This is a genomic window from Rahnella sp. AA (assembly GCF_002834385.1).
Lineage (GTDB): Bacteria > Pseudomonadota > Gammaproteobacteria > Enterobacterales > Enterobacteriaceae > Rahnella.
This window is the reverse complement of sequence record NZ_PITQ01000016.1, coordinates 91564-115928: the sequence shown is the minus strand read 5'-3', so window position 1 is coordinate 115928 and position 24365 is coordinate 91564. Positions and strand designations below refer to the sequence as shown.

Below are 24365 nucleotides of genomic sequence, written 5' to 3'. Positions count from 1 at the left end.
CGTAGGGTACAGAGGTAAGATGTTCTATCTTTCAGACCTTTTACTTCACGTAATCGGATTTGGCTGAATATTTTAGCCGCCCCAGGCATTTATGTCTGGGGCGTTTTTTATTGTGCTTTTCATGGTGCTGCGAAGGTTTTCCCTCTAACGGTGGCCATAAAAAAGGGCGACCTGTTGGCCACCCTGATGATGTTCTTTACTTACACATATCATTTAAAATGGCCGGTAACGTTATTCGCCGGACAGTTCTTCTTCCAGCACTTCCGGTGGGATCTCACTGAACCAGTTGTTCAGCTTGTCACTCAGTTTATCCACGCCCATTTTCTTCGGTGAAGAGAACGCTTCAACCTGAATATCTCCCATGAATTCTTTTACCGCTTCACGGACCATCTTGACCTGCGCCTGACGTGCACCGGAAGCCAGTTTGTCGGCCTTAGTCAGTAGCAACATCACCGGTGTACCAACATCTACTGCCCACTGAATCATCTGCTGATCGAGATCTTTAAGCGGATGACGGATATCCATCAGCACAACAAGACCTTTCAGCGAGTTACGCATTTGCAGGTATTCGCCTAGCGCGCGCTGCCATTTGCGCTTCATTTCTTCCGGTACTTCCGCGTAACCATAACCCGGCAAGTCGACCAGGCGGATGCCCGGTTTGACTTCGAACAGGTTGATCAACTGAGTTCGTCCCGGCGTTTTACTGGTACGAGCGAGGCTTTTTTGCTGCGTCAGCGTATTCAGCGCACTGGATTTGCCGGCGTTTGAGCGACCAGCAAATGCGACTTCAATGCCTTCGTCAGCTGGCAGGTGCCGGATATCCGGGGCGCTCATGACGAAATGGGTCATATGATAGTTGTAAGTTTGGCTGGTCAAAACGTGCGTCTCCGTGAGGCGTGAGTATCTGGCTGGCGATTATAACTGCAACAGAGCCGAGATGTGTTCGTGTTTTTGAAATCCGAATGATGAGGCGAAGGGACCACAGAGATGAAGGCGGGGGAAATTGCCTTCATGATGTAAGACATTTGCTATTCATGATGCGGGTTATTTCGCTTGTTTTATCGCCGAGATTTTTAATTTATATCATTATCAACAAGATAAAAAATTAGTACTTTTAAAATATCACCAGCGGCAGATGAGTATCTTGAGCCTTTGCGCCAGTCGGGTAAAGTAATTCTTACGCGATGAAAGCAAGTAGGGAAGCACGGACGAATTCTGCATTCACGGATCACGGGAAATGCTTTGCGATTTAAGGATGAACGGGGCCGGAGGCTCTGAAAGGCAAAGGAAAAACCGGGACGTTGACGCTATACAGGGAAAGTGTTTGATGAACATCCTTCTAATGAAGGAAAGAAAAAGGCAGCAAGGTTACCTTGCTGCCTTTTTTCTTTGTTCGCTTTCTGCTAGATTCCGCCGCAAATCTATACTAAATGTACACACCTAAGAGCAGATGCCATGAAACAGCCAGCGAAAGCACCACGCGCCAATACCGCGACAGCTAAAACGAAGAAGAAAAGTCGTGTAGAGCTTGATATCGAAGCGCGCGAACGCAAGCGTGATAACAAGCGTCGTGGCCATAAAGCAGGCTCACGCGCTAATCCGGAGGCGGCTCAGAACCAAAGCGGCTCTGGCGCTAAGAAAACTGATCCGCGTATCGGCAGCAAAAAAGCGGTGCCATTAATCGTTGAGACAGTGACAAACAATGCGGCGAAAGCTAAAAAAGCCGCGCAGCCGAAGCAAGATGCAAAACCAAAAATGACGCCGGAAGAAGAACTGACGTTGCTGGAAAATGATGAGCGTCTGGATTCACTGCTGGATCTTATCGATGACGGCAAAGCACTGAGCGCAGAAGATCAGGCTTATGTCGATCAGACGCTGGATCGCATTGACGTTCTGATGGAAATCCTCGGCATTGAACTCGGCGACGACGAAGATGACGAAGAAGAAGAGAAGAACGAAGACATGATGCAGTTGCTCAAGCGCGGAAACCCAAAAGACGGTTTCTAAGCCATGCGCTGGGTCATCCCGGCAATAGCCTTACTCTTTGCATGTTATCTGCTTTGGTTATTCGGTAAACTACGGCGGTTATCGAAAACCAAAGCACGTTTGCGCAGAGCGACCTTTGCACGGCAGGCCCAAAGCCTGCCTGTAAGGCGAACCGGCAGCATCCGACGCCGGAAGGAGTAAGTCACCCCATGTCAGAACAGACAACCGTCTGGGATTTAGCGCTGATCCAGAAGTACAACTATTCAGGTCCGCGATACACATCCTATCCAACAGCACTCGAATTCAGCGAAAGCTACGATGATGCGGCCTTTAAAAAAGCGGCTGTGCGTTATCCTGAGCGTTCCCTTTCGCTGTATGTGCACATTCCTTTCTGCCATAAGCTCTGCTATTTCTGCGGTTGCAATAAACTGGTGACCCGCCAGCAGCATAAAGCCGAAGAATACCTTAATGCCCTTGAGAAAGAGATCAGCCACCGTGCGCCGCTCTTTAAAGGCCGTCAGGTCAGTCAGCTGCACTGGGGCGGTGGTACACCGACTTACCTGAATACAGCGCAGATAAGCCGCCTGATGAGCCTTCTGCGGGCACATTTCGATATCCTGCCTGATGCCGAGATGTCGCTGGAAGTAGATCCGCGTGAAATAGAGCTGGATGTTCTCGATCATCTGCGCAGTGAAGGTTTTAATCGCCTGAGTATGGGGGTTCAGGATTTCAATAAAGAAGTGCAACGCCTGGTAAACCGCGAGCAGGACGAAGATTTCATTTTTGCGCTGATTGAACGGGCGCGTGCGCTGGGTTTCAACTCCACCAATATCGATCTCATCTACGGCCTGCCGAAACAAACCGCAGAGAGTTTTGCGTATACGCTGAAACGCGTGGCACAGCTGAGCCCCGATCGTCTGAGCGTTTTCAACTACGCGCATATGCCGAAATTGTTCGCCGCTCAGCGCAAAATCAAAGATGCCGATTTACCCGGCGCCGAAGAAAAACTGAAGATCTTGCAGGAAACCATCGCTTCGCTGACAGATTCCGGATACCGCTTTATTGGCATGGATCACTTTGCCCGCCCGGATGACGAACTGGCCGTGGCGCAGCGCGAAGGCAAATTGCATCGCAATTTCCAGGGCTATACCACGCAGGGCGACAGCGATTTGTTAGGCATGGGCGTTTCGGCGATCAGCATGCTGGGCGATACCTACGCGCAGAATGAAAAAGACCTGAAAACCTACTATGCCCGCGTGGAGGCTGAAGGGAATGCGCTGTGGCGGGGTCTGGAAATGACCGATGATGATTGCCTGCGTCGCGACGTAATCAAAGCGCTGATCTGTCATTTCGAACTGGATTTTGCCGATATCGAAAAACGCCACGGAATTCAGTTTACGGATTACTTTGCCGATGATTTGGCGTTGCTGGAACCGCTGGTTAAAGACGGTCTGGTGGACGTCAGCGAAAATCACATTCAGGTCACCCCGCGCGGCCGTCTGCTGATCCGTAATATCTGCATGTGTTTTGATATTTACCTGCGCCGTCAGGTTCGCCAGCAGCAATTCTCCCGCGTTATCTGACGTTCCCCACACAAACAAAAACAGCCGCATCTGCGGCTGTTTTGCTTTCTGGCAATGACATTATTCCATGCCGAGTTCTTTCAGTTTACGCGTCAGGGTATTTCGCCCCCAGCCCAGTAAACGTGCCGCTTCCTGTTTGTGTCCCTGAGTATGGCGCAGCGCCGTAGTCAGCAGCGTACGCTCCATTTCAGGCTGTGCTTCTGACAACAGGTTTTGATGACCGGAACGCAGGGCGCGATCGGCCCATTGTGCCAGCAGCGTTGCCCAGCTGTCCGGCAGGCTCTGGCCGCCCGTTTCCGGAGCGGTCGTTTCGAACAGTTCACTCGGTAAATCCTGAATCAGCACTTCCTGCCCGGCGGCCATGACGGTTAACCAGCGGCAGGTGTTTTCCAACTGGCGCACGTTCCCTTGCCACGGCAGACGCGTCAGCGCCGTTTCAGTTTCGGGATGAAGATTTTTGGCTTCCACACCCAGCTCTTTTGCCGCAACTTGCAGGAAATAACGTGCCAGGCGCGGAATATCTTCACGACGTTCACGCAGCGGAGGCAGATGGACGCGGATCACGTTCAGACGGTGGAATAAGTCCTCACGGAATTTGCCTTCCTGAACCCGCAGCTCCAGATTCTGGTGGGTGGCCGCAATGATCCGGACATCCACTTTTACCGGTGCGTAGCCGCCAACCCGATAGAATTGTCCGTCAGCCAGCACGCGCAGCAGGCGGGTTTGCACATCAAGCGGCATATCACCGATTTCATCGAGGAACAGCGTGCCGTTATCGGCCTGCTCAAAACGGCCCTGGCGGATGGTATTCGCCCCGGTAAATGCGCCTTTCTCGTGGCCGAATAATTCAGACTCAATCAGGTCTTTCGGGATCGCCGCCATATTCAGCGCGATAAACGGCGCCTTGGCTCGCGGGCTGTGGCGGTGCAAAGCATGGGCAACCAGCTCTTTACCGGTCCCGGATTCCCCGTTAATCAGCACGCTGATTGAAGAGCGTGATAACCGGCCAATAATGCGGAATACATCCTGCATGGCTGGCGCTTCACCAATAATATCAGCCGTCGGGCCGCTGGCCGGCTGGCTTCGCGCCGGTTGCTGTTGTTCCTGATAATGACTGATGGCGCGCTCGACCAGCGCCACGGCTTCGTCAATGTCGAACGGTTTTGGCAGATAATCAAATGCGCCCTGCTGATAGGCGCTGACCGCGGCATCCAGATCGGAATGTGCTGTCATTATGATGACCGGAAGCATCGGATGGCGTTGTTTAATCTGTTTTAACAGCGCTAAACCGTCCATGCCGGGCATACGGATATCTGATAACAAAACGTCAGGGGTTTGAGTCGCAATGGCATCAAGCACCTCATTGCCGCTGTCAAACGTGGTGCAGGTCAAACCGGCTCCAGTGAGCGCGCGTTCAAGTACCCAGCGGATGGAGCTATCGTCATCGACGATCCAGACTATCCCTCGTTGCATAAGAACCTCACTGGCGAATAGGCAGGTAAACCGAGAATTCGGTATGTCCTGGCCAACTGTTAAATTCAACTTTACCCGAATGCTGATCAATCAAACTACGCGCGATGGACAGGCCCAAACCTGTGCCCCCTTCGCGGCCACTGACCATGGGGTAAAAAAGGGTGTCCTGCAAATGCGCCGGTACGCCGGGGCCGTCATCTTCAATATCAATACGGGCTACCAGTCGATAACGCACGCCGTGTAACGTAATCTGGAAAGCGGTGCGCGTGCGCAAAGTAATTGTGCCGCCTTCCTCCCCGAGCGCTTGTAATGCGTTTCGGGTGATGTTTAACAAAATTTGTTCTATCTGATCCGGATCGTGCGCCAGTTCCGGCAGGCTCGGGTCATAGTCTCTGACCAACTGAACGTTATCCGGTTTTTCCATCGACACCAGCTGACACACACGCTCGGCAACCTGGTGAATGCTTTGTGTTACGTGCTGACTCGGGCGTTGTGGCCCCAGCAGGCGATCAACCAGATTACGCAGACGGTCGGCCTGCTCGATAATGACTTTGGTGTATTCCAGCAGAGCCGGATCGGGCAGTGCTCTGGATAATAACTGGGCGGCACCACGCAGCCCGCCAAGCGGGTTCTTGATTTCATGGGCCAGGCCGCGGATCAAATCACGCGCGGCAACCTGTTGAGCATGCTGCAATTGTTCCTGACTCAGACGTCGCTGGTTATCCATCGGCGCCAGTTCGACCAGAATGAAGCCTTCGGGCAGCATCTGCGCGGTCAGTGACAGCACATGCGCGCGGCCATCAACCACTAAGGTGACTTCGCTGTCTGTAAAGCCCTGTCCGGCAGTCAGACTTTCACGCATTAACTCTATGTTGAGCGAAAAATATCCCACCAGTTCTGGCAAAGGGGTGCCAAAAAGTTTGCGGGAACTTTGCGCCAGTAACTGCTGAGCGGCCGGGTTGGCGTAATGCACCGCCAAATCGTCGTCCAACAACAGAACGCTGTTGATTAAGGAATTCAGGATCTGCCCAGCATCGGGCAGCTTGCCAGTTGCCATACCGCAGTCTCCCGCACCTGATTGGTGCATTTTATCTCGCTACCCGGCGAAATCACGGGCCAGAGGGGTTAAGCAGGAAAGAGTGTGGAGAAAAAAGCCCATCCGGAGATGGGCTGAAAGTTTCCACGGCAACAAATAAAATCGTCTTACTTAATTTTGACGCTGAAGGCTTTGTTACGACCAGGCCTTCAGTCGGGTATTACGCTCAGCACCGACCAATGACTGGTGCTGAGTTCAGGGTTTAATCAGAAATTAAACGCTGTAGTACAGTTCGAACTCAACAGGGTGCGGAGTCATACGCACACGGTCCATTTCTTCTTTACGCAGACCGATGTAAGCATCGATAGCGTCGTCAGTGAACACGCCGCCACGGGTCAGGAACTCGCGGTCTTCGTTCAGAGCGTTCAGAGCTTCTTCCAGTGAACCTGCAACTTTTGGAATTTCTGCTTCTTCTTCCGGTGGCAGGTCATACAGGTTTTTATCCATCGCATCGCCAGGGTGGATCTTGTTGATGATGCCGTCCAGGCCAGCCATCATCAGTGCAGCAAACGCCAGGTATGGGTTAGCCGCTGGATCAGGGAAGCGTGCTTCGATACGCATTGCTTTAGGGCTGGATACGTGTGGAATACGGATAGAGGCAGAACGGTTACGTGCAGAATACGCCAGCATCACAGGTGCTTCGTAGCCCGGGACCAAACGCTTGTAGGAGTTTGTTGTCGGGTTAGCGTATGCGTTGATGGCTTTAGCGTGTTTGATGATACCGCCGATGTAGAACAGTGCCATTTCAGACAGGCCGCCGTATTTGTCACCAGAGAACAGGTTGTTACCGTTCTTAGACAGGGACATGTGGCAGTGCATACCGGAACCATTGTCGCCAAACATTGGTTTTGGCATGAAGGTCGCAGTTTTGCCAAATGCGTGAGCCACGTTGTGAACCACGTATTTGTAGATTTGGATTTCATCAGCTTTCTTGGTCAGGGTGTTGAAGCGGGTTGCCACTTCGTTCTGACCAGCGGTCGCTACTTCGTGGTGGTGAGCTTCAACAACCAGACCCATTTCTTCCATGGTCAGACACATGGTAGAACGCAGATCCTGGGAGGAGTCGACCGGAGGAACCGGGAAGTAACCGCCTTTAACTGCAGGACGGTGGCCTTTGTTGCCGCCTTCGTATTTGGTGCTTGAGTTCCATGCGCCTTCGATATCATCGATAGCCACGTGTGAACCGGAGATGCTGCTGCCGAAGCGCACATCATCAAACAGGAAGAATTCTGGTTCTGGCCCGAACAGGACGGTGTCCGCGATGCCAGAAGAACGCAGGAAATCTTCTGCACGTTTTGCGGTAGAACGTGGGTCGCGGTCATAACCTTGCAGCGTTGTTGGCTCAAGGATGTCGCAACGAATAATCAGTGTGGTTTCTTCGTAGAATGGGTCAAGAACAGCAGTGCTGGCATCTGGCATCAGAACCATGTCAGATTCGTTAATACCTTTCCAGCCACCGATTGAAGAGCCATCAAACATTTTGCCTTCTTCGAAGAAGTCAGCGCTAACCTGATGTGCAGGAATAGTGACGTGCTGTTCTTTGCCTTTGGTATCAGTGAAACGTAAATCTACGAATTTCACTTCATGCTCATTCAGCATCGTCAAAACGTGTTCAGCGGACATACTAGTTCTCCCGAATTTCTCATTATCGTCGTGGAACGAATAACCATTTTTGGTCTTTAGTTGGAAATAACAGCTTTACTGGAACTGGCGTGTGGCCTAAACAGCACTATTATTTGTCTGGTCAGACTCTTTTCACCCTGTAAAAACTTTTTACCCTAAAAACTAATAGCGAAAACTGTGCCAACTTTGAGAAAATGCAAACAACGCCATTTTACAGGGCTTTTGCACTCAATGAGTATGCACCATAACGGAATATTTGCACTACAATGGTGCTTCTATTGAAATGCATGGCACCAAATTAGTGCGTCACAATGGTTCAGTGGTCATTTTGCACCGTGAAAGGGATCACAAAGTAACCATCCATAAGTTGTTTCAACAAGATCCTTGTGATCTTGTTTAGAACCTCGCTTAATACGTGTACAATAGCGCGCTATTTCTAATGCCTGAGGCAAAGCTGTGATCGAAAATTTGCGTAACATCGCCATTATTGCCCACGTTGACCATGGTAAAACCACCCTGGTCGACAAGCTGCTGCAACAATCCGGTACTTTCGGAGAACGTGTAGAAGCTACCGAACGCGTAATGGACTCCAACGATTTGGAGAAAGAGCGTGGGATTACCATCCTCGCAAAAAACACCGCCATTAATTGGAAAGACTACCGCATCAACATCGTGGATACCCCAGGACACGCCGACTTCGGCGGTGAGGTAGAGCGTGTGATGTCAATGGTCGACTCGGTGCTGCTGGTTGTGGATGCAATGGATGGCCCAATGCCGCAAACCCGTTTCGTGACCAAAAAAGCATTCGCTAATGGTCTGAAGCCGATCGTGGTAATCAACAAAGTTGACCGCCCTGGCGCGCGTCCTGACTGGGTTGTTGATCAGGTCTTCGACCTGTTCGTAAACCTGGACGCAACTGACGAACAACTCGATTTCCCAATCATCTATGCATCTGCACTGATGGGTATCGCGGGTAACGACCATAACGATATGGCCGAAGACATGACCCCGCTGTACCAGGCGATTGTTGACCACGTATCTCCGCCACAAGTTGAGATGGAAGCACCTTTCCAGATGCAAATCTCTCAGCTGGACTACAACAACTATGTTGGCGTCATCGGCATCGGTCGTATCAAACGCGGTACTGTTAAACCTAACCAGCAGATCACTGTGATCGACAGCGAAGGTAAAACCCGTAACGGTAAAGTCGGTAAAGTTCTGACCCACATGGGTCTTGAGCGTATCGAAGCGACCGTTGCTGAAGCTGGCGACATCATCGCGATCACCGGTTTGGGTGAGCTGAACATTTCCGACACTATCTGTGACCCGGCAAATGTTGAAGCTCTGCCAGCGCTGAGCGTTGATGAACCAACCGTTACCATGTACTTCTGCGTTAACACCTCTCCGTTCTGTGGTAAAGAAGGTAAGTATGTGACTTCACGTCAGATCCTTGACCGTCTGAACAAAGAACTGGTGCACAACGTAGCATTGCGTGTTGAAGAAACTGAAGATGCTGATGCATTCCGTGTTTCAGGCCGTGGTGAACTTCACCTGTCGGTTCTGATCGAAAACATGCGTCGTGAAGGTTTCGAGCTGGCGGTTTCCCGTCCTAAAGTAATCAACCGTAAAATCGATGGCCGCATGCAAGAGCCATTCGAGAACGTGACACTGGATATCGAAGAGCAACACCAGGGTTCTGTAATGCAGGCCATGGGTGAGCGTAAAGGCGATGTCAAAGACATGATCCCAGACGGCAAAGGTCGTATCCGTCTTGATTACCTGATCCCAGCACGTGGCCTGATCGGCTTCCGTACTGAATTCATGACCATGACTTCAGGTACCGGTCTGCTGTACTCCACGTTCAGCCACTATGATGACGTCCGTCAGGGCGAAATCGGTCAGCGTCAGAACGGCGTTCTGATTTCTAACGGTCAGGGTAAAGCAGTTGCGTTTGCACTGTTCAGCCTGCAAGATCGCGGTAAATTGTTCCTGGGCCACGGCGCAGAAGTGTATGAAGGCCAGATCATCGGTATTCACTCACGTTCTAATGACCTGACCGTGAACTGCCTGACCGGTAAGAAACTGACCAACATGCGTGCGTCCGGTACTGACGAAGCAACGACACTGGTTCCTGCTATCAAAATGTCTCTGGAGCAAGCTCTGGAATTCATCGATGATGACGAACTGGTTGAAGTGACTCCTCTGTCCGTACGTATCCGTAAACGTCACCTGACCGAGAACGATCGTAAACGTGCAATGCGTGGTCCTAAAGAAGGTTAATCTTCTTTTACGCAAGCCGTTACACAAAAACAGGGCACCTTTGGTGCCCTGTTTTTTTTATGTTTTTTTTCTCACACTGCATGAGAGACCACATATCTGTTACTGTTCAGTTGTTCGTTTTACCGCTAAAGTTAAGCGTCATCTTTGAAATCAGGAGCGTGCAATGCTGTACATTTTTGATATGGGAAACGTCATTATTGATATTGATTTCAAACGTGTTCTTGGCGTGTGGAGCCATCTGAGCGGTACGCCGCTGGCAACGCTGACTGAACGGTTCACTATGGGCGAGGTGTTCCAGAAGCACGAGCGTGGTGAAATCACCGACGAGCAGTTTGCCACCGATTTATGTCATGAAATGGGCATCGCGCTCAGCTTTGAGCAATTCAGCGCAGGCTGGCACGCCATTTTTGTCGGGCTGCGGCCTGAGGTCATCACACTATTCAAGAAACTGCGCGAAGAAGGTCATCGCGTTGTCGTACTTTCAAATACTAACCGGCTACACCTGGATTTCTGGCCGCAGCATTATCCTGAAATTGAAGCCAATACTGATGCGATGTACCTTTCGCAAAATCTGGGTATGCGCAAACCCGAACCGGAAATATTTCAGCATGTCCTGGATCAAGAAGGTTTCACCGCTGATCAGGCTGTGTTCTTTGATGACATCGCAGAGAATATTGAAGCCGCCAGCGCCGTCGGTATTCAGGCTATATGGGTGGAAGATAACCAGACGGTACCCAAATACTTTTCCTGAAGGATGTATGGATGCAGAAAAGGGCATTGAACCACTACCCAAAATCATTATGGAAATTCACGCACCTGCTCTTAAAGCGTTCGGATAGAGATGGCCTGACGCTTCTCGCGGGCCATTTAGCCTATGTCTCCTTACTTTCCCTTGTGCCGCTGATCGCTGTGGTCTTTTCATTGTTTGCCCTGTTCCCGGTATTTTCGGATATCAGCATTCAGTTGAAATCCTTCATTTTCAGTAATTTCATGCCAGCGACCGGTAACACGATTCAGCGTTATCTCGAACAGTTTGTCGCTAACTCCAGCAAGATGACTGCCGTAGGGACCTGCGGATTAATCGTCACTGCGTTGCTACTGATAGCTTCGGTAGACAGCGTGCTGAACAAAATCTGGGACAGCAAAACTAAGCGTCCGATTGTATTCTCGTTTGCCGTGTATTGGATGGTCTTAACTCTGGGGCCGATTTTGCTGGTCGCCAGTGTAGCCGTCAGCTCGTATCTGCTTTCTCTTAACTGGCTCAATCTTAGCGGCGTACATTCTGTCATCGACCATGCTTTGCGCATTTTGCCATTATTGATTTCATGGGTGACATTCTGGCTGCTGTATCAGGTTGTACCGACGGTAAGAGTCCCGGCAAAAGATGCGCTGGTGGGGGCGCTGATCTCCGGGGCTTTATTTGAATTGAGTAAAAAAATCTTCACCTTATATATTCAGCTTTTCCCGTCGTATCAGTTGATTTACGGTGTACTGGCTGTGATCCCCATTTTATTTCTTTGGGTCTATGTCAGCTGGTGTATCGTGCTTCTTGGGGCGGAGATTACCGTCACCCTTGGCGAGTTTCGTTCTCTGAGAAAATTGCAGTCTGCTCAAAATGTGGCAGCGGAATAATCAGTCCGAAGGATTTGTATGATCGCGTTAATTCAGCGGGTATTGAATGCCAGTGTCACGATTGATGGTGATATTTGTGGCGAAATAGGGCCGGGATTGTTGGTTTTGTTAGGAGTGGAACAAGGCGATGATGAACAAAAAGCCAAACGACTCTGTGAACGGGTGATCGGGTACCGGATATTCGGTGACGAAAATGACAAAATGAATCTTAACGTGCAACAGGCCGGTGGCAGCCTGTTGGTTGTTTCGCAGTTTACCCTGGCAGCCGATACCCAAAAAGGCATGCGTCCGGGTTTTTCTCGTGGCGCTGCGCCACAGGAAGCAGACCGTTTGTATCAGTATTTTTGCGGGCAGTGTCGTGAGAAAGGCATTGTTACTGAAACGGGCCGCTTCGCAGCAGATATGAAAGTGGCACTGGTGAATGACGGGCCGGTGACCTTCTGGCTACAGGTCTGATCGATAAGGCATAACGCCGGAGAGAAAGCATCTATGTATCACCTGAGAGTACCGACGACCGAAAAAGAACTGGCCGCCTATTACCGATTTCGTTGGGAAATGCTGCGTAAGCCGTTACACCAGCCGGAAGGTTCAGAGCGTGATGCCTATGATTCGATTGCGCATCACCAGATGGTAGTGGATGAAAACGGTGAACCGGTTGCGGTTGGCCGCTTATATATTAATGCTGATAACGAGGCATCAATCCGCTTTCTGGCCGTTGATCCGAATGTGCAGGACAAAGGGTTAGGGACGCTGGTGGCAATGACGCTGGAGTCTGTCGCGCGTCAGGAAGGCGTGAAACGCGTCGTGTGTAGCGCGCGTGAAGATGCCGTGGAGTTTTTTGCCAAGCTGGGTTTTGTGAATCAGGGCGAAATCACTACGCCGCAAACAACGCCGGTTCGCCATTTCCTGATGATCAAACCTATCGAAACGCTGGACGATATTTTGCATCGCCCTGACTGGTGCGGTCAGCTGCAACAAGCCTGGTACGATCATATTCCGCTTAGCGAAAAAATGGGCGTACGTATCAGCCAGTACACCGGGCAGCGTTTTGTCACCACAATGCCGGAAACGGGTAATCAGAATCCTCATCACACATTATTTGCGGGAAGCCTGTTTTCACTGGCCACCCTGACCGGCTGGGGTCTGATCTGGTTGTTATTGCGTGAACGCCATCTGGGCGGGACTATCGTGCTGGCCGATGCACATATCCGTTACAGCACGCCGGTGACCGGCAGGCCGCGTGCTATCGCCGATTTGGGGTCCGTCAGAGGCGATCTCGATCGTCTGGCGCGCGGGCGCAAAGCGCGTGTGCAGCTTGAGGTGAATTTATACGGTGATGAAGTTGACGGTGCCGTTTTTGAAGGCACTTATCTGGTGTTGCCGGCGGCGGCGGGTGCGCCACTGGAACCTGAAATAAACTGATTTGCTTTCCGTAAAAACAAAGAAGGCACCGTGCTAACGGTGCCTTTTTTACGTTCAGACGTGGAATCGGTTATTGCGGCGCAGCGTCTGAAATCAGCCCGTTAACCATTTGCTGAGTCAGAGTCTGTCCGTTGCTGCCTGTGACCTGCAAAGTGCCTCTGAGCGTCGGCTTGTAATCGACATTGGCCGGCATTTGTCCCTGCAAATTGAGCTGCATATTGGCATTACCGTCCAGCGCCAGATGCGGCCATCCCCAGTTTTCCAGCTCATTGGCTGGCACCGCACGACCGGTCATTTTCACAGAGAAATGACGCTGTGGCTGCTGATCCACCGTTGCCGTCGCTTCCAGCAAACCTTCTTTGGTAAAGGCGCTAAGCTCGGAAATATTCACCTGGCTGTCGTTTGCATTCAGCGTGACTGAGGGGCGGCGAACATCATTACGGTTGAACGTAGCCTCGCTGGCATTGAGACTCAACGTACCAGCCCAAATCCCCCATTGGTGATTACGGGCCAGCAGCAGGTTATTGCCTAAGCCATCAAGCGCGGTCATCTGGAACGGGAACTGCGGGTTGATATCAATAATCAGGTTCCGGTTAGCGATAAACCGGCCGACATAGACTTCCGACAGTGAATCGGGCAGTGTCTGATTCCAGAGTTGCTTCCAGTTTTGCGGCAGCGTGTATTCAAGCCCGGCGACGGATATTTCGTCGAGTTGTAAACGCTTGTTGGCGCGCAGCCAGTTTCCGGTGGTGCGTAGTAAACTGCGTTCCCAGCGGGCGGTCGCCTGTTTGATGGAAATTCCCTGCGGGGATAGATCAAGGCTGATGATTGGATCCTGGATATGCAGATTACCGTCAATCATATCCGTTGCGTTCAACCTGATTTCGCCGTCATCGCTTTGCCAGTCGCCTTTTTCCAATGTCAGATCCTGGACAGACAAATCGACATCGCTGAATGCCCAGTCGGTTCCCTGCAAACGCGCATCAATCAGATCAAGACGTTGAATAGTGACTTTGGGCAATGTCTGGAAATCATCAAAAAATGCAGAAAGAGGTTTGTCCGTTTGCAGGCGGACATTGCTCAGACGCAGGTTCTCGATATTCCAGCTGCCGTCGGCGGCCTGCGTAGCTTTCCCTGTCAGTTGTCCACGAGCCAGATCACCGCCGAAATTACTCAATGTCAGATTCTTGTTGTTAATATTGCCCTGAATCAGCACGTTTTCAGCCGGAAGCCCGTTCACGGTCAGGCTCGCTGCGCTCAGCTGGAAATCGGCTTTATCTCCTAAAAGCTGATTCGGTTTCGGTTGCCACGGTGAAATACCGGCATTAATTTGCTGCCCCTGAATATCGAGGCCTGCGGTATTTCCGGTCAGTGCCATCTTGCTCAGTTGCAGGGTATTGGCCTGGAACGGCAGCTTAATGGTGGAAGGATTCACATTGAGGCGTCCGTTAACCAGAACAACGTGATCGAAAAAGTAAGGGTCAGTAATCTGACGCCAGCTCAAATCAAGATCAACCTCACCGGCATTCAGGACTTCTGGCTGATTCTTCGGCCCGAAGACGACATTCGTGAGCGTCAGACGGCCCGGTGCCGACCAATTGTGATCGACCTTCTCAACGGAGACACGGTACTCACTGTTATTGCTCACCCAGCGGCTTACCCAGCCAGCGGCCCAGCGGGTTTGCAATAAGACATACACCAGCACGATCGCCAGCACCAGAAGTAAGGCAAACGTCAGCAAAATTTTACCGATAAATCTCATCGTCTGGAGCCCTGTAACGGGAAAAAGGAAAATAGATTCTTTGTTTATGCCGCAAACAGCGACTTTTCTCAACAGGTTAGCAGAATGGAGACAATAAAAAGCGGCAGGGGTTCCAGACCCGCTGCCGCTGTTACACGCGGATTACATCCTGTGATCACTTTTCGTGAGGGAAAACCAGATTCAGAACAATCGCGGTAATACCGCCGGCTGCAATACCAGAAGACAGCAGCGTTTTTAACCAGTCTGGTGCGAATTGCAGGATCAAAGGCTGCTGGGAAACACCCATACCAACGGCTAGAGAAAGCGCCATGATCATAATCGCACGGCGGTTCAGACGTTCGCGGGAAACAATACGCACACCGGAAGCGGCAATCGTGCCGAACATCACGATGGTTGCGCCGCCTAAAACAGGCTCAGGAATGTGCTGCACAAATCCGGCGACCGCAGGGAAAAGCCCCAGCACGATCAGCATCAGCGCAACCACGAAACCGACATAACGGCTGGCAACGCCGGTCAGCTGAATCACGCCGTTGTTCTGCCCGAAACAGGAATTAGGGAAGGTGTTGAATACCGCAGACAGCATGGAGTTCAGGCCGTTAGCCAGCACCCCGCCCTTGATGCGTTTCATGTAGAGCGGGCCGCTGACTGGTTGCTCGGAAACGTCAGATGTCGCAGTGATATCGCCGATAGTTTCCAGCGAGGTCACCATAAAGATAAGCATCAGCGGGATGAGCAGATTCCAGTCGAAGCCAAGGCCGTAATACAACGGTGTCGGTAACGTAATCCAGCTGCTCTGTGCGGCTGGCGCCACGTCAGGCAACATGCCCATCATCCAGGCCGCCACATACCCTACCGCCATGGCGATAACCAGAGAAGCGACGCGCATATACGGATTACGCTGGCGGTTGAGCAGAATGATAACCACCAGAACGACGGCAGCCAGAATCAGGTTTTTAGGCGCGCCGAACGTATGATTACTCATCGCCGCATAGCCGCCACCAATTGAAGTCAGCCCAACCTGAATCAGCGAAAGACCGATAATCATCACCACAATACCGGAAACCAGCGGGGTAATGACGCGGCGGGCAAGGTGCAGGAAGCGCGAAAGAACGATTTCAGTGCAGGAAGCGAGCATCAAGGTGCCGAACAGTGCGGCCATCATCGTCGGAACGTCAGCGCCACCGTTCTTCAGTGCCAGACCGCCCATAATCAGTGGAGAAACAAAGTTGAAACTGGTGCCCTGGATAGAGAGCAGGCCGGAACCGACGGGGCCCCAGGTTTTAATTTGCAAAATGGAAGCCAGACCCGAAGCAAACAGCGACATGCTGATGATGTGCTGAGTGTCCTGCGCAGGTAAACCGAGCGCCTGGCAAATCAGTAATGCGGGGGTGATCACCGCGACAAACATCGCCAGTAAATGCTGACAGGCGGCAAAGAGAGTCTGAGGAATTGGCGGACGGTCTTCGAGCCGGTAAATCAGTTCACTTTTTGGCTGGCGGGAAAGGTCGGGTTGCTGCGAGTCTTGTTCTGTGGTTTGCGAACTCATGTTATGGCATTCCAATAAGCGGCAAAGCGGGCATTTTTATTGAAATGCGCGACAAAAGCAAACGTTTGCTAACGACAATTTCAACTGTGAAATCTTCGTTAAAAAATCTTTTATGAACTGTTTGCCCGGCTGAGGTTTTTTCTACGGCAGTGTTATTCAGTTTTTGGCAAAAATCGGGTAATTCCGGCGGACATATGAAAAAAACAGGCGCCGGAATGAGGGACCCGGCGCCTGTTCTACGCTTTCTGTTTATTCACTTACCGCTTACTGAGTGGCGTCTGCTTTTTCCGTAAATACCGCTTCAGCTTCCTCTGCCTTTTCCTGCGTCAGCAACTGCTTCTCGTAAACCTTGAAGAACGGATAGTAAATCACCATCGAAAGCAGCATCAGCATGATCACCAGAATCGAGACTTTGAAATCCCAGCCCATCGCCCATGCTGCCCCAATCGGTGCCGGAGATGTCCAGGGAACCAGTGAAATCATATGCGGGAGAAGATTAGTCGAGACAGCGCAGTAGGCGATCACGGCGTTAACCATTGGTGCAAGAAGGAACGGAATGAAAAAGACCGGGTTCATGACGATCGGCGTACCAAAAATCACCGGCTCATTGATGTTAAAACAACTCGGCACCAGGCTGAGTTTTCCCATGGTGCGCAGATGTGCCGATTCACTGCGGCAAAACAGCAAGACCAGCCCGATGGTGGCACCGGACCCGCCGATCACGATCAGAAAGTTCCAGAATGCTTCGGTCATGATGTGTGTCATCGGCAAACCTGCGGCGAGATCAGTTTGGTTTAACCCCAGATTGGTCAACCAGAAAGCCTGCAACATCCCCGAAACGATAGCCGAGCCATGAATACCTGCGAACCACAGCAGATGGCAAATCAGCACCGCCACAAGTACGGCGGGCAGGGAATCTGCGGCGGAAATCAACGGCTCGAAGAGTGCCATTATCGCCTGCGGTAACAACATGTCGAAGCCCGACTGCACCAGTAAACTCAGCGGGAACAGCGTAATCACAACGGCAATAATCGGGATCAGCAGATCGAATGAATGCTTAATGTTGGAGGGAACCTGTTCTGGCAGCCGTATGCCAATATTGTATTTTTTCAGCAGTCGGGTCAGCTCTGTTACATAAATCGCCACCAGAATGGCGGTGAAAATCCCTACGCCACCCAACGCGGTTGTCGACATCTTTTCATCAATCTGAGGCGCTGCCACCAGCAGAAAAGACATCAGCGACAGCATCGCGGTCATAAACGGGTCAAGCTTGTAGCTTCGTGCCAGATTGTAGGCAATGGCCGCGGCGATGTAGATCGACATAATCCCCATCGTCATATTAAACGGCGTCAGAATCTGCACTTCATATTTTGCCGACAATTCCAGCCAGCTTCGGGCAAATCCCCATGAGGATTCTGGTGAGAAAGGTGGGTGTACGAAAACCAGCAGAAAGGAACCGACAATCATAAACGGCATTGCTGAAATAAACCCGTCACGCACCGCCATGACATGGCGCTGAGAAGATAACCGGGCCGCAAACGGGCTGATTTTCTGTTCTATAAAATCAAAGAGGGATTGGCTGATACTCATGATGATATTGGCCTTATGGTAAAGGGATCTGACAGGGTTACCTTAATTATCATCAGTGTAGTGGTGTGATGTGAAACCGGTTACCTGCTTGGCCTGAGTCTGTGAAGGTCATCAAATAACCAGAGGACTTAATGGTTTTGAGGCTAAAATGAGTAAAAGTGGGGTAAATGCATCGAAGCCAAAACATCATTTTTAATAATGTTTTGGTGTTTCAGAGAGGGAAGGAAGACTAAAAGTTATGCGTTGGTATAACGCACTCTTTCTGGTAGCCAGCGCTCAATCAGTGCTTTGGCGTGATCGGGGAATTGCTGCTGGAGATACCGGGCTATGCGCTGTACATCGGGGATCATGGCCTGATCGCGCAGCAAGTCAGCCACTTTAAACTCGGCGCTGCCGGTCTGGCGTGTGCCCAGTAATTCACCCGGCCCGCGGATTTCTAAATCCTGTTGGGCAATAACAAAACCATCGTTGCTGTCGCGTAAAACCTGCAAGCGCTTCTGCGCCGTTTTGCTCAGTGGCGTTTTGTACAACAATACGCAGTGAGAAGCGACGGCACCACGCCCGACGCGGCCACGCAGCTGATGTAACTGCGCCAGCCCGAGGCGTTCCGGGTTTTCGATGATCATCAGGCTGGCGTTGGGCACATCGACGCCCACTTCGATTACGGTTGTTGCCACCAGAAGCTGCACTTCGCCCTGTTTGAACGCCTGCATGACGGCTTGTTTTTCCTGCGCTTTCATCCGGCCATGAACCAGCCCGATATTGAGCGCAGGCAGCGCTTCTTTCAGTCCTTCCCAGGTGGCTTCCGCCGCCTGAGCTTCCAGCATTTCTGATTCTTCAATCAGCGTACAAACCCAGTAAGCCTGGCGGTTTTCCTGCTCACAGGCACTTTTCACGCGGCTGATGATATCGCTGCGGCGAGTATCAGGGATCGCAACGGTTGTTACCGGCGTTCTGCCGGGCGGAAGTTCGTCGATAACTGACGTATCCAGATCGGCATAAGCAGTCATTGCCAGCGTTCGCGGGATTGGCGTGGCAGTCATGATCAGCTGATGCGGATGGAAGCCTTGTTGCAGACCTTTTTCCCACAACGCCAGCCGCTGATGAACGCCAAAGCGGTGCTGTTCATCGATGATCACCAGAGATAACGAAGAGAACAGAACCTGTTCCTGAAATATCGCGTGAGTCCCGACGACCATCGAAACCTGACCGCTGGCAATCGCATCTTGCTGCGCCTGTCTGGCTTTGCCTTTTTGTTTCCCGGCCAGCCATCCGACCTGAATTCCAAGCGGTTCGAACCACTGACGGAAATTGTTGGCGTGCTGCTCGGCGAGTAATTCTGTGGGTGCCATCAGCCCGACCTGCTGCCCCTGTGCAATCGCACAAAGCGCGGCAAGTGCCGCCACCAGCGTTTTACCTGAACCTACGTCGCCCTGAACCAGACGCATCATCGGATAGCTTTTTGCTAAATCCTGTTCGATTTCAGCGACCACGCGCTGTTGTGCGCCAGTCGGGCTGAACGGCAAAGAGGCCAGGAACTGATTTTTCAGACTATCGTCATGATGAAGCGGCATGGCTTTATAGCTTTGCGTGCCAGCGCGAACGGCCAGCATGCTGAGATTGTGCGCCAGCAACTCTTCCATAATCAGACGTCGTTGTGCCGGATGATGTCCTTTCTCCAGATCGGTCAGCTGAATATCTGGTGGCGGCCGGTGCAGTAAATGCAGGGCCTGCGGAAGCGGAATTAACGAACGGCTCAGTTCTTCCGGCAACAGTTCAGCGATGGGCACGGTATCGAGTAATTCCAGCGCCTGATCGGTCAGTTTACGCAGTGTGGCCTGACGGATGCCTTCTGTTGTCGGATAAACCGGCGTCAGCGATTCCTGCAAAACGACTTCGCTGTTTTCGCCCTGAACACGGTATTCCGGATGAATGATTTCAGCGCCGTGCGTGCCGCGTTTGATTTCGCCATAAGCCATCACACGGCGGCCAGCGGCCAGGCTATTTTTCATTGCGGCGTTGAAATTGAAAAAGCGCAATGTCAGCAAACCTGTGCCATCGCTTATCTGGCAGGTCAGCATTCTGCGACGGCCAAAACTGATATCGCTTCGCAGCACTTCACCTTCTACGGTCGCAAAGATGCCCGGCAATAAATCATTGATAGTGTACAGGCGGGTGCGGTCTTCGTAACGCAGGGGAAGGTGGAGCAGCAGATCCTGAATAGTTTCAAGACCGAGTTTAGCGAGTTTATCTGCCTGACTGGCTCCCACGCCGGAGAGCGACGTGAGCGGGATGGCGTCGAGCAGGCGGCCTTTCATCTTTTTTTCACCGTCATTTGCATCGCTGACCACCATTCGTCATCAGCAATAATTTGGCCAGTCTCATCAATGAATGGGCGCGGTAGTTTTTTGCGTTGCGCCACATGCGATAAGACCGGATAGCCACCTTCAAAGAGCAGGCGCTGCTGTTCTTTCTCGCTTAAAACGCTGCTCTCTCGGGTATACATTCCGGCATTTTCACGCTGGCGCTGTGCTTCATACAGGATTAAAGCGGAGGCCACAGACACGTTTAGCGACTGTACCATCCCGATCATCGGAATAATGATATCGCTGTCTGCAAGGGCGAGAGCTTCGGGCGTAATACCGGTTTTTTCCTGCCCCAGCAAAATACAGGTCGGGCGGGTGTAATCAATCGCGCGGAAATCGACGGCTTTTTCAGACAGGTTGGTCGCAAGAATTTGCATACCTTGCGCCTTCATTTTGGCGACGGCATCCTGAATAGTTTTGTGCGTTTTGACCTGAACCCAGCTGTTACTGCCCGCAGCGGAAGACACTAACGTCTTCATTCGGGTCGTTGGCCAGACGGCGTGGATTTGGTGAACACCCACGGCGTCGGCGGTCCGGATGACAGCAGAAACGTTATGCGGTTTATGCACCTGTTCCATGCAGACCGTCAGGTCTGGCTGTCGGGCCGCAAGCATTTCGCGGATGCGCGCATAACGTTCTGGGGTCATAACAATCAGTTTCGGTTGCGGGTAACTTTGATGACGTCCGGCATGATACGAATTTTACGCATGATATTCGCCAGATGAACGCGGTCGCGGGTCGTCAGGCGGATAAAGGCACTGTATACGCGGCCGTCTTTTTCTTCAGTGCTCAGGCTCTGGATGTTTGACTGCGCGGCGTTAATCGCAGCGGTCAGATTTGCCAGAGCGCCCTGATGGTTGAACATGTCGACTTTGATTTCCGCGATAAATTCCTGATCGGTTTCCTGGTGATCGTCCCAGTCAACGGCCATGAATTTCTCAGGTTCTTTCTGATAACCGCGAATGTTACGACAGGATTCGTGATGAATAACCAGTCCTTTACCCGGGCTCACGTGAGCAATAATCGGGTCACCCGGAATAGGGCGGCAGCATTTCGCGAAGGTAATCAGCACGCCGTCTGCGCCCTTGATTGGCAGATTGCGTGTACCCGATGTTGCCATCGAAGACTGATCACCCATCAGATTTTTAGCCACGACGACGCTCATGGCGTTGCCGAGACCAATTTCAGCCAGTAAATCGTCCATCGCCGCGAGCTTCATGCGGTCGAGTTCGTTTTTGATATTTTCTGGCGGAATGTCTGACAGTTTCTTACCGGCACCCAGTGCATGGTTCAGCAGACGTCGACCGAGAGAAACGGAATCATCACGTTTCAGGTTCTTGAGCATCTGACGAATCTTGGCGCGAGCGCGTGAGCTGACGACAAAGTTGAGCCATGCCGCATTCGGACGGGCGCCCGGCGCGGTAATGATTTCGATTGTCTGGCCGCTGGTCAGCGGCTGCGAGAGCGGATAAGGCTGGCGATCAACACGCGCACCGACGCAGGCATGGCCGATATCGGTATGCACGGCGTACGCAAAGTCGACCGGTGTCGCACCTGCAGGCAATTCGACAATACGGCCTTCCGGCGTGAAGACGTAAATCTCGTCCGGAAACAGATCGGATTTCACGCTCTCGATAAATTCAAATGAGTTGCCTGCGCTCTGTTGCAGTTCGAGCAGGCTTTGCAACCAGCGCTGCGCACGAATCTGCGCCGTCGTGCTGGTTTCACTGTTCTCTTTATAAGCCCAGTGTGCCGCAACCCCCATCTCTGCCATCTGATCCATATCTTCGGTACGGATTTGTACTTCGACCGGAACACCATGTGGCCCGATTAAAGAAGTATGCAGAGATTGATAGCCGTTGGCTTTGGGGATGGCGATGTAATCTTTGACCCGACCCGGACGCGGTTTATACAGGCTGTGCGCCTGGCCTAACACGCGATAACAGGTATCGAGTTCTTTAACGATTACCCGGAACGCGTAGATATCCATAATGGAATGGAAACGCTGTTCTTTCAGGTGCATTTTGCAATAGATTGAATACAGGTGCTTTTCGCGACCACTCACACGGCACTGAATACCGGCTTCGGTTAAACGGCCTTCTATCTCAGAGAGGATTTTTTGGATCATCTCTTTACGGTTACCACGCGCGGCTTTCACCACTTCTTTGATGACGCGATAACGATTTGGATAGAGTGCTTCGAAGCCCAGCTCTTCAAGCTCGGTTTTCAGATGGTGAATACCCAAACGGTGTGCCAGCGGGCTGTAAATTTCCAGCGTTTCGCGGGCGATGCGGCGACGTTTATCCGGGCGCAGAGAACCCAGTGTGCGCATATTGTGGGTACGGTCAGCGAGTTTGATCAAAATGACGCGGATGTCTTGCACCATCGCCATGACCATTTTGCGGAAGTTTTCCGCCTGTGCTTCTTTCTTATCGCGGAATTTCAGCTTGTCTAACTTTGAAACGCCTTCAACCAGTTCAGCAACGCTTTTGCCGAACAGTTGTTCCATATCCTGGTAGGTTGCAGGCGTGTCTTCGATAACGTCGTGTAATAACGCCGCCATCAGAGTCTCATGATCGAGCCTCATTTCAGCCAAAATACATGCCACGGCCACCGGGTGAGTGATATAAGGCTCACCGCTGGAGCGTGTCTGCCCCTCATGCGCGTCCCGCGCCACGAGGTAAGCCTGCACGAGGCGCTTAATTTGCTCCTCCGGCAGGTATTTTTGAATCAGTTGATTCAGGCTTTCAAAGATATACAAGTGAGATCCGTTTCGTTAATTAACGACGACCTTCAGCGATGGCAGTCACTGCCTGAATCTCTGCGGCTTCCTGCTCTTGCTGTTCCTGACGGTCACGAACATCAAGGATCTGATTCGTGATCAGGCCTTCTTCGATTTCGCGCAGGGCAATAACAGTGAATTTATCGTTTTCTTCAGCGACCAGTGGATCTTTACCACCAGATTGCAGCTGGCGTGCGCGACGAGCAGCCACCAACACCAGGTCAAAACGGTTACCAATTTTCTCAACAGCGTCTTGAACAGTTACGCGTGCCATATATGTGCTACTCCACAGGGTGACGAAAGACTGGGCATAATACTGAAAGTGACTTCAGTCTGCCAATAGTTTGGTGATTAATCCGTCATGACGGAGCCGTTGACGGCTCAGACGCAGACGTTCTGCGCGAATAATCGTTTTTAAATCCGATAAAGCCAGATCAAAATCATCATTCACAATTAAATAGTCGTATTCGGCAAAGTGCGTCATTTCTGCAACAGCTTGCGCCATACGTTTTGCGATGACCTCTTCGCTGTCCTGACCCCGGCCACGCAGGCGACGGTCAAGCTCATCTTTTGATGGCGGCAACACGAAAATACTGCGTGCCTGCGGCATTCTTTTCCTGATCTGCTGAGCACCTTGCCAGTCGATATCCAGGAAAACGTCAACGCCAGACGCTAAAACCTGCTCAATGGTTTCACGTGAAGTCCCGTAATAATTCCCGAAAACTTCTGCGTGTTCTAAAAAGGCATCACGTTCAATCATCTCGCGAAACTCTTCTTTAGAGACAAAGAAGTAGTGCTCGCCATGTTTCTCGCCCGGGCGTTCTGCGCGGGTGGTATGGGAAATAGAAACCTGTGTGTCGTAGAGCGGTTGTGTTTTCAGTAAAGCCTGAATCAGACTTGATTTACCTGCTCCACTCGGGGCGGAGACAATATATAGCGTGCCTTGAACCATGATGACGTTTCAACTGAATGGGTTGATAGGAAGTATGCGAAGAGTGATCTCTCGCACAGTATACACGCTCGCCGCATTCGGTGCAGCGTTCCGACGTATTTCATCGTAACTAAGCCCGATAAAACAGCTCCTCTTTATGAAATTACGCGCTGCATTCCAAAATTTCTTTGTATTACAGCAACGCATGAAATAACCAGGAAAGCATCCCGCAAGAACGAACATTGGCACTGGCAGATAAAATATCGGCAGCGTTTACTGGCGCCCACAAGGAG

General features: G+C 51.5%; 19 protein-coding genes. 7 read left to right on the top strand and 12 right to left on the bottom strand.

Annotated elements, in window-relative coordinates; translation table 11 throughout:
• Positions 1-231: 231 nt before the first annotated feature.
• On the bottom strand, positions 232-876 hold the full coding sequence (yihA, locus tag CWS43_RS25520) for a ribosome biogenesis GTP-binding protein YihA/YsxC (protein ID WP_101079957.1): 645 nt from the start codon (positions 874-876) through the stop codon (positions 232-234).
• A gap of 579 nt (positions 877-1455) precedes the next feature.
• Between yihA and yihI the strand changes: the two genes are divergently transcribed.
• Both yihI and hemN read left to right on the top strand, forming a co-directional pair.
• Positions 1456-2007: a Der GTPase-activating protein YihI gene (gene yihI / locus CWS43_RS25515; RefSeq protein ID WP_101079956.1), complete on the top strand. Its 552-nt coding sequence runs from the start codon at positions 1456-1458 to the stop codon at positions 2005-2007.
• Positions 2008-2195: 188 nt separating this feature from the next.
• Positions 2196-3569, top strand: a complete 1374-nt coding sequence (gene hemN, locus CWS43_RS25505; RefSeq protein WP_101079954.1) for an oxygen-independent coproporphyrinogen III oxidase — start codon at positions 2196-2198, stop codon at positions 3567-3569.
• A gap of 60 nt (positions 3570-3629) precedes the next feature.
• On the opposite strand, the gene glnG is transcribed toward hemN, so the two are convergent.
• The 3 genes from glnG to glnA form a co-directional block, all read right to left on the bottom strand.
• Complete coding sequence (gene glnG, locus CWS43_RS25500; protein WP_101079953.1) at positions 3630-5042, bottom strand: nitrogen regulation protein NR(I); 1413 nt, start codon at positions 5040-5042, stop codon at positions 3630-3632.
• Positions 5043-5049: 7 nt separating this feature from the next.
• On the bottom strand, positions 5050-6099 hold the full coding sequence (gene glnL, locus CWS43_RS25495) for a nitrogen regulation protein NR(II) (protein WP_101079952.1): 1050 nt from the start codon (positions 6097-6099) through the stop codon (positions 5050-5052).
• Between the two features lie 252 nt (positions 6100-6351).
• Positions 6352-7761: a glutamate--ammonia ligase gene (gene glnA, locus CWS43_RS25490; RefSeq protein WP_101079951.1), complete on the bottom strand. Its 1410-nt coding sequence runs from the start codon at positions 7759-7761 to the stop codon at positions 6352-6354.
• 456 nt (positions 7762-8217) lie between these two features.
• Between glnA and typA the strand changes: the two genes are divergently transcribed.
• From typA to fabY, 5 genes are all read left to right on the top strand, one after another.
• Positions 8218-10041 (top strand): ribosome-dependent GTPase TypA, encoded by a 1824-nt coding sequence (typA, locus tag CWS43_RS25480; RefSeq protein ID WP_101079949.1) that lies wholly within the window; start codon positions 8218-8220, stop codon positions 10039-10041.
• A 163-nt stretch (positions 10042-10204) separates the two neighbouring features.
• Positions 10205-10792, top strand: a complete 588-nt coding sequence (yihX, locus tag CWS43_RS25475; protein ID WP_101079948.1) for a glucose-1-phosphatase — start codon at positions 10205-10207, stop codon at positions 10790-10792.
• Between the two features lie 11 nt (positions 10793-10803).
• Positions 10804-11673, top strand: a complete 870-nt coding sequence (locus CWS43_RS25470; protein WP_101079947.1) for a virulence factor BrkB family protein — start codon at positions 10804-10806, stop codon at positions 11671-11673.
• An 18-nt stretch (positions 11674-11691) separates the two neighbouring features.
• Positions 11692-12129, top strand: coding sequence for a D-aminoacyl-tRNA deacylase (dtd, locus tag CWS43_RS25465; RefSeq protein WP_101079946.1), 438 nt, complete (start codon positions 11692-11694; stop codon positions 12127-12129).
• Between the two features lie 33 nt (positions 12130-12162).
• On the top strand, positions 12163-13095 hold the full coding sequence (gene fabY / locus CWS43_RS25460) for a fatty acid biosynthesis protein FabY (RefSeq protein ID WP_101079945.1): 933 nt from the start codon (positions 12163-12165) through the stop codon (positions 13093-13095).
• Between the two features lie 70 nt (positions 13096-13165).
• Here fabY and CWS43_RS25455 read toward each other — a convergent pair whose 3' ends face one another.
• The 8 genes from CWS43_RS25455 to gmk form a co-directional block, all read right to left on the bottom strand.
• Positions 13166-14857 (bottom strand): AsmA family protein, encoded by a 1692-nt coding sequence (locus tag CWS43_RS25455; RefSeq protein WP_101079944.1) that lies wholly within the window; start codon positions 14855-14857, stop codon positions 13166-13168.
• Positions 14858-15011: 154 nt separating this feature from the next.
• Positions 15012-16403, bottom strand: coding sequence for a uracil-xanthine permease family protein (locus CWS43_RS25450; protein WP_101079943.1), 1392 nt, complete (start codon positions 16401-16403; stop codon positions 15012-15014).
• Positions 16404-16667: 264 nt separating this feature from the next.
• Positions 16668-17993: a PTS sugar transporter subunit IIC gene (locus CWS43_RS25445; protein ID WP_101079942.1), complete on the bottom strand. Its 1326-nt coding sequence runs from the start codon at positions 17991-17993 to the stop codon at positions 16668-16670.
• A gap of 236 nt (positions 17994-18229) precedes the next feature.
• The gene (gene recG, locus CWS43_RS25440; RefSeq protein WP_101079941.1) at positions 18230-20311 is read right to left on the bottom strand and encodes an ATP-dependent DNA helicase RecG; all 2082 of its coding nucleotides are present in this window, start codon (positions 20309-20311) and stop codon (positions 18230-18232) included.
• Complete coding sequence (gene trmH, locus CWS43_RS25435; protein WP_101079940.1) at positions 20308-21006, bottom strand: tRNA (guanosine(18)-2'-O)-methyltransferase TrmH; 699 nt, start codon at positions 21004-21006, stop codon at positions 20308-20310. The genes recG and trmH overlap by 4 nt, the downstream gene beginning before the upstream one ends.
• A gap of 5 nt (positions 21007-21011) precedes the next feature.
• Positions 21012-23120, bottom strand: coding sequence for a bifunctional GTP diphosphokinase/guanosine-3',5'-bis pyrophosphate 3'-pyrophosphohydrolase (spoT, locus tag CWS43_RS25430; protein ID WP_095924090.1), 2109 nt, complete (start codon positions 23118-23120; stop codon positions 21012-21014).
• A 19-nt stretch (positions 23121-23139) separates the two neighbouring features.
• Positions 23140-23415 carry a DNA-directed RNA polymerase subunit omega gene (gene rpoZ / locus CWS43_RS25425; RefSeq protein WP_015699238.1) on the bottom strand — a complete coding sequence of 92 codons (276 nt, stop codon included), beginning with the start codon at positions 23413-23415 and terminating at the stop codon, positions 23140-23142.
• Positions 23416-23469: 54 nt separating this feature from the next.
• Positions 23470-24093, bottom strand: a complete 624-nt coding sequence (gene gmk / locus CWS43_RS25420; protein ID WP_101079939.1) for a guanylate kinase — start codon at positions 24091-24093, stop codon at positions 23470-23472.
• Positions 24094-24365 lie beyond the last annotated feature (272 nt).

Excerpts from the sequence above, each read along its gene's own strand:
- gmk (WP_101079939.1), bottom strand. The coding sequence starts at position 24,093 with ATGGTTCAAGGCACGCTATATATTGTCTCCGCCCCGAGTGGAGCAGGT.
- hemN (WP_101079954.1), top strand. The coding sequence starts at position 2,196 with ATGTCAGAACAGACAACCGTCTGGGATTTAGCGCTGATCCAGAAGTAC.
- yihX (WP_101079948.1), top strand. The coding sequence starts at position 10,205 with ATGCTGTACATTTTTGATATGGGAAACGTCATTATTGATATTGATTTC.
- CWS43_RS25450 (WP_101079943.1), bottom strand. The coding sequence starts at position 16,403 with ATGAGTTCGCAAACCACAGAACAAGACTCGCAGCAACCCGACCTTTCC.
- rpoZ (WP_015699238.1), bottom strand. The coding sequence starts at position 23,415 with ATGGCACGCGTAACTGTTCAAGACGCTGTTGAGAAAATTGGTAACCGT.
- glnL (WP_101079952.1), bottom strand. The coding sequence starts at position 6,099 with ATGGCAACTGGCAAGCTGCCCGATGCTGGGCAGATCCTGAATTCCTTA.
- dtd (WP_101079946.1), top strand. The coding sequence starts at position 11,692 with ATGATCGCGTTAATTCAGCGGGTATTGAATGCCAGTGTCACGATTGAT.
- CWS43_RS25445 (WP_101079942.1), bottom strand. The coding sequence starts at position 17,993 with ATGAGTATCAGCCAATCCCTCTTTGATTTTATAGAACAGAAAATCAGC.
- recG (WP_101079941.1), bottom strand. The coding sequence starts at position 20,311 with ATGAAAGGCCGCCTGCTCGACGCCATCCCGCTCACGTCGCTCTCCGGC.
- yihI (WP_101079956.1), top strand. The coding sequence starts at position 1,456 with ATGAAACAGCCAGCGAAAGCACCACGCGCCAATACCGCGACAGCTAAA.
- glnA (WP_101079951.1), bottom strand. The coding sequence starts at position 7,761 with ATGTCCGCTGAACACGTTTTGACGATGCTGAATGAGCATGAAGTGAAA.
- glnG (WP_101079953.1), bottom strand. The coding sequence starts at position 5,042 with ATGCAACGAGGGATAGTCTGGATCGTCGATGACGATAGCTCCATCCGC.
- fabY (WP_101079945.1), top strand. The coding sequence starts at position 12,163 with ATGTATCACCTGAGAGTACCGACGACCGAAAAAGAACTGGCCGCCTAT.
- CWS43_RS25470 (WP_101079947.1), top strand. The coding sequence starts at position 10,804 with ATGCAGAAAAGGGCATTGAACCACTACCCAAAATCATTATGGAAATTC.
- trmH (WP_101079940.1), bottom strand. The coding sequence starts at position 21,006 with ATGACCCCAGAACGTTATGCGCGCATCCGCGAAATGCTTGCGGCCCGA.
- CWS43_RS25455 (WP_101079944.1), bottom strand. The coding sequence starts at position 14,857 with ATGAGATTTATCGGTAAAATTTTGCTGACGTTTGCCTTACTTCTGGTG.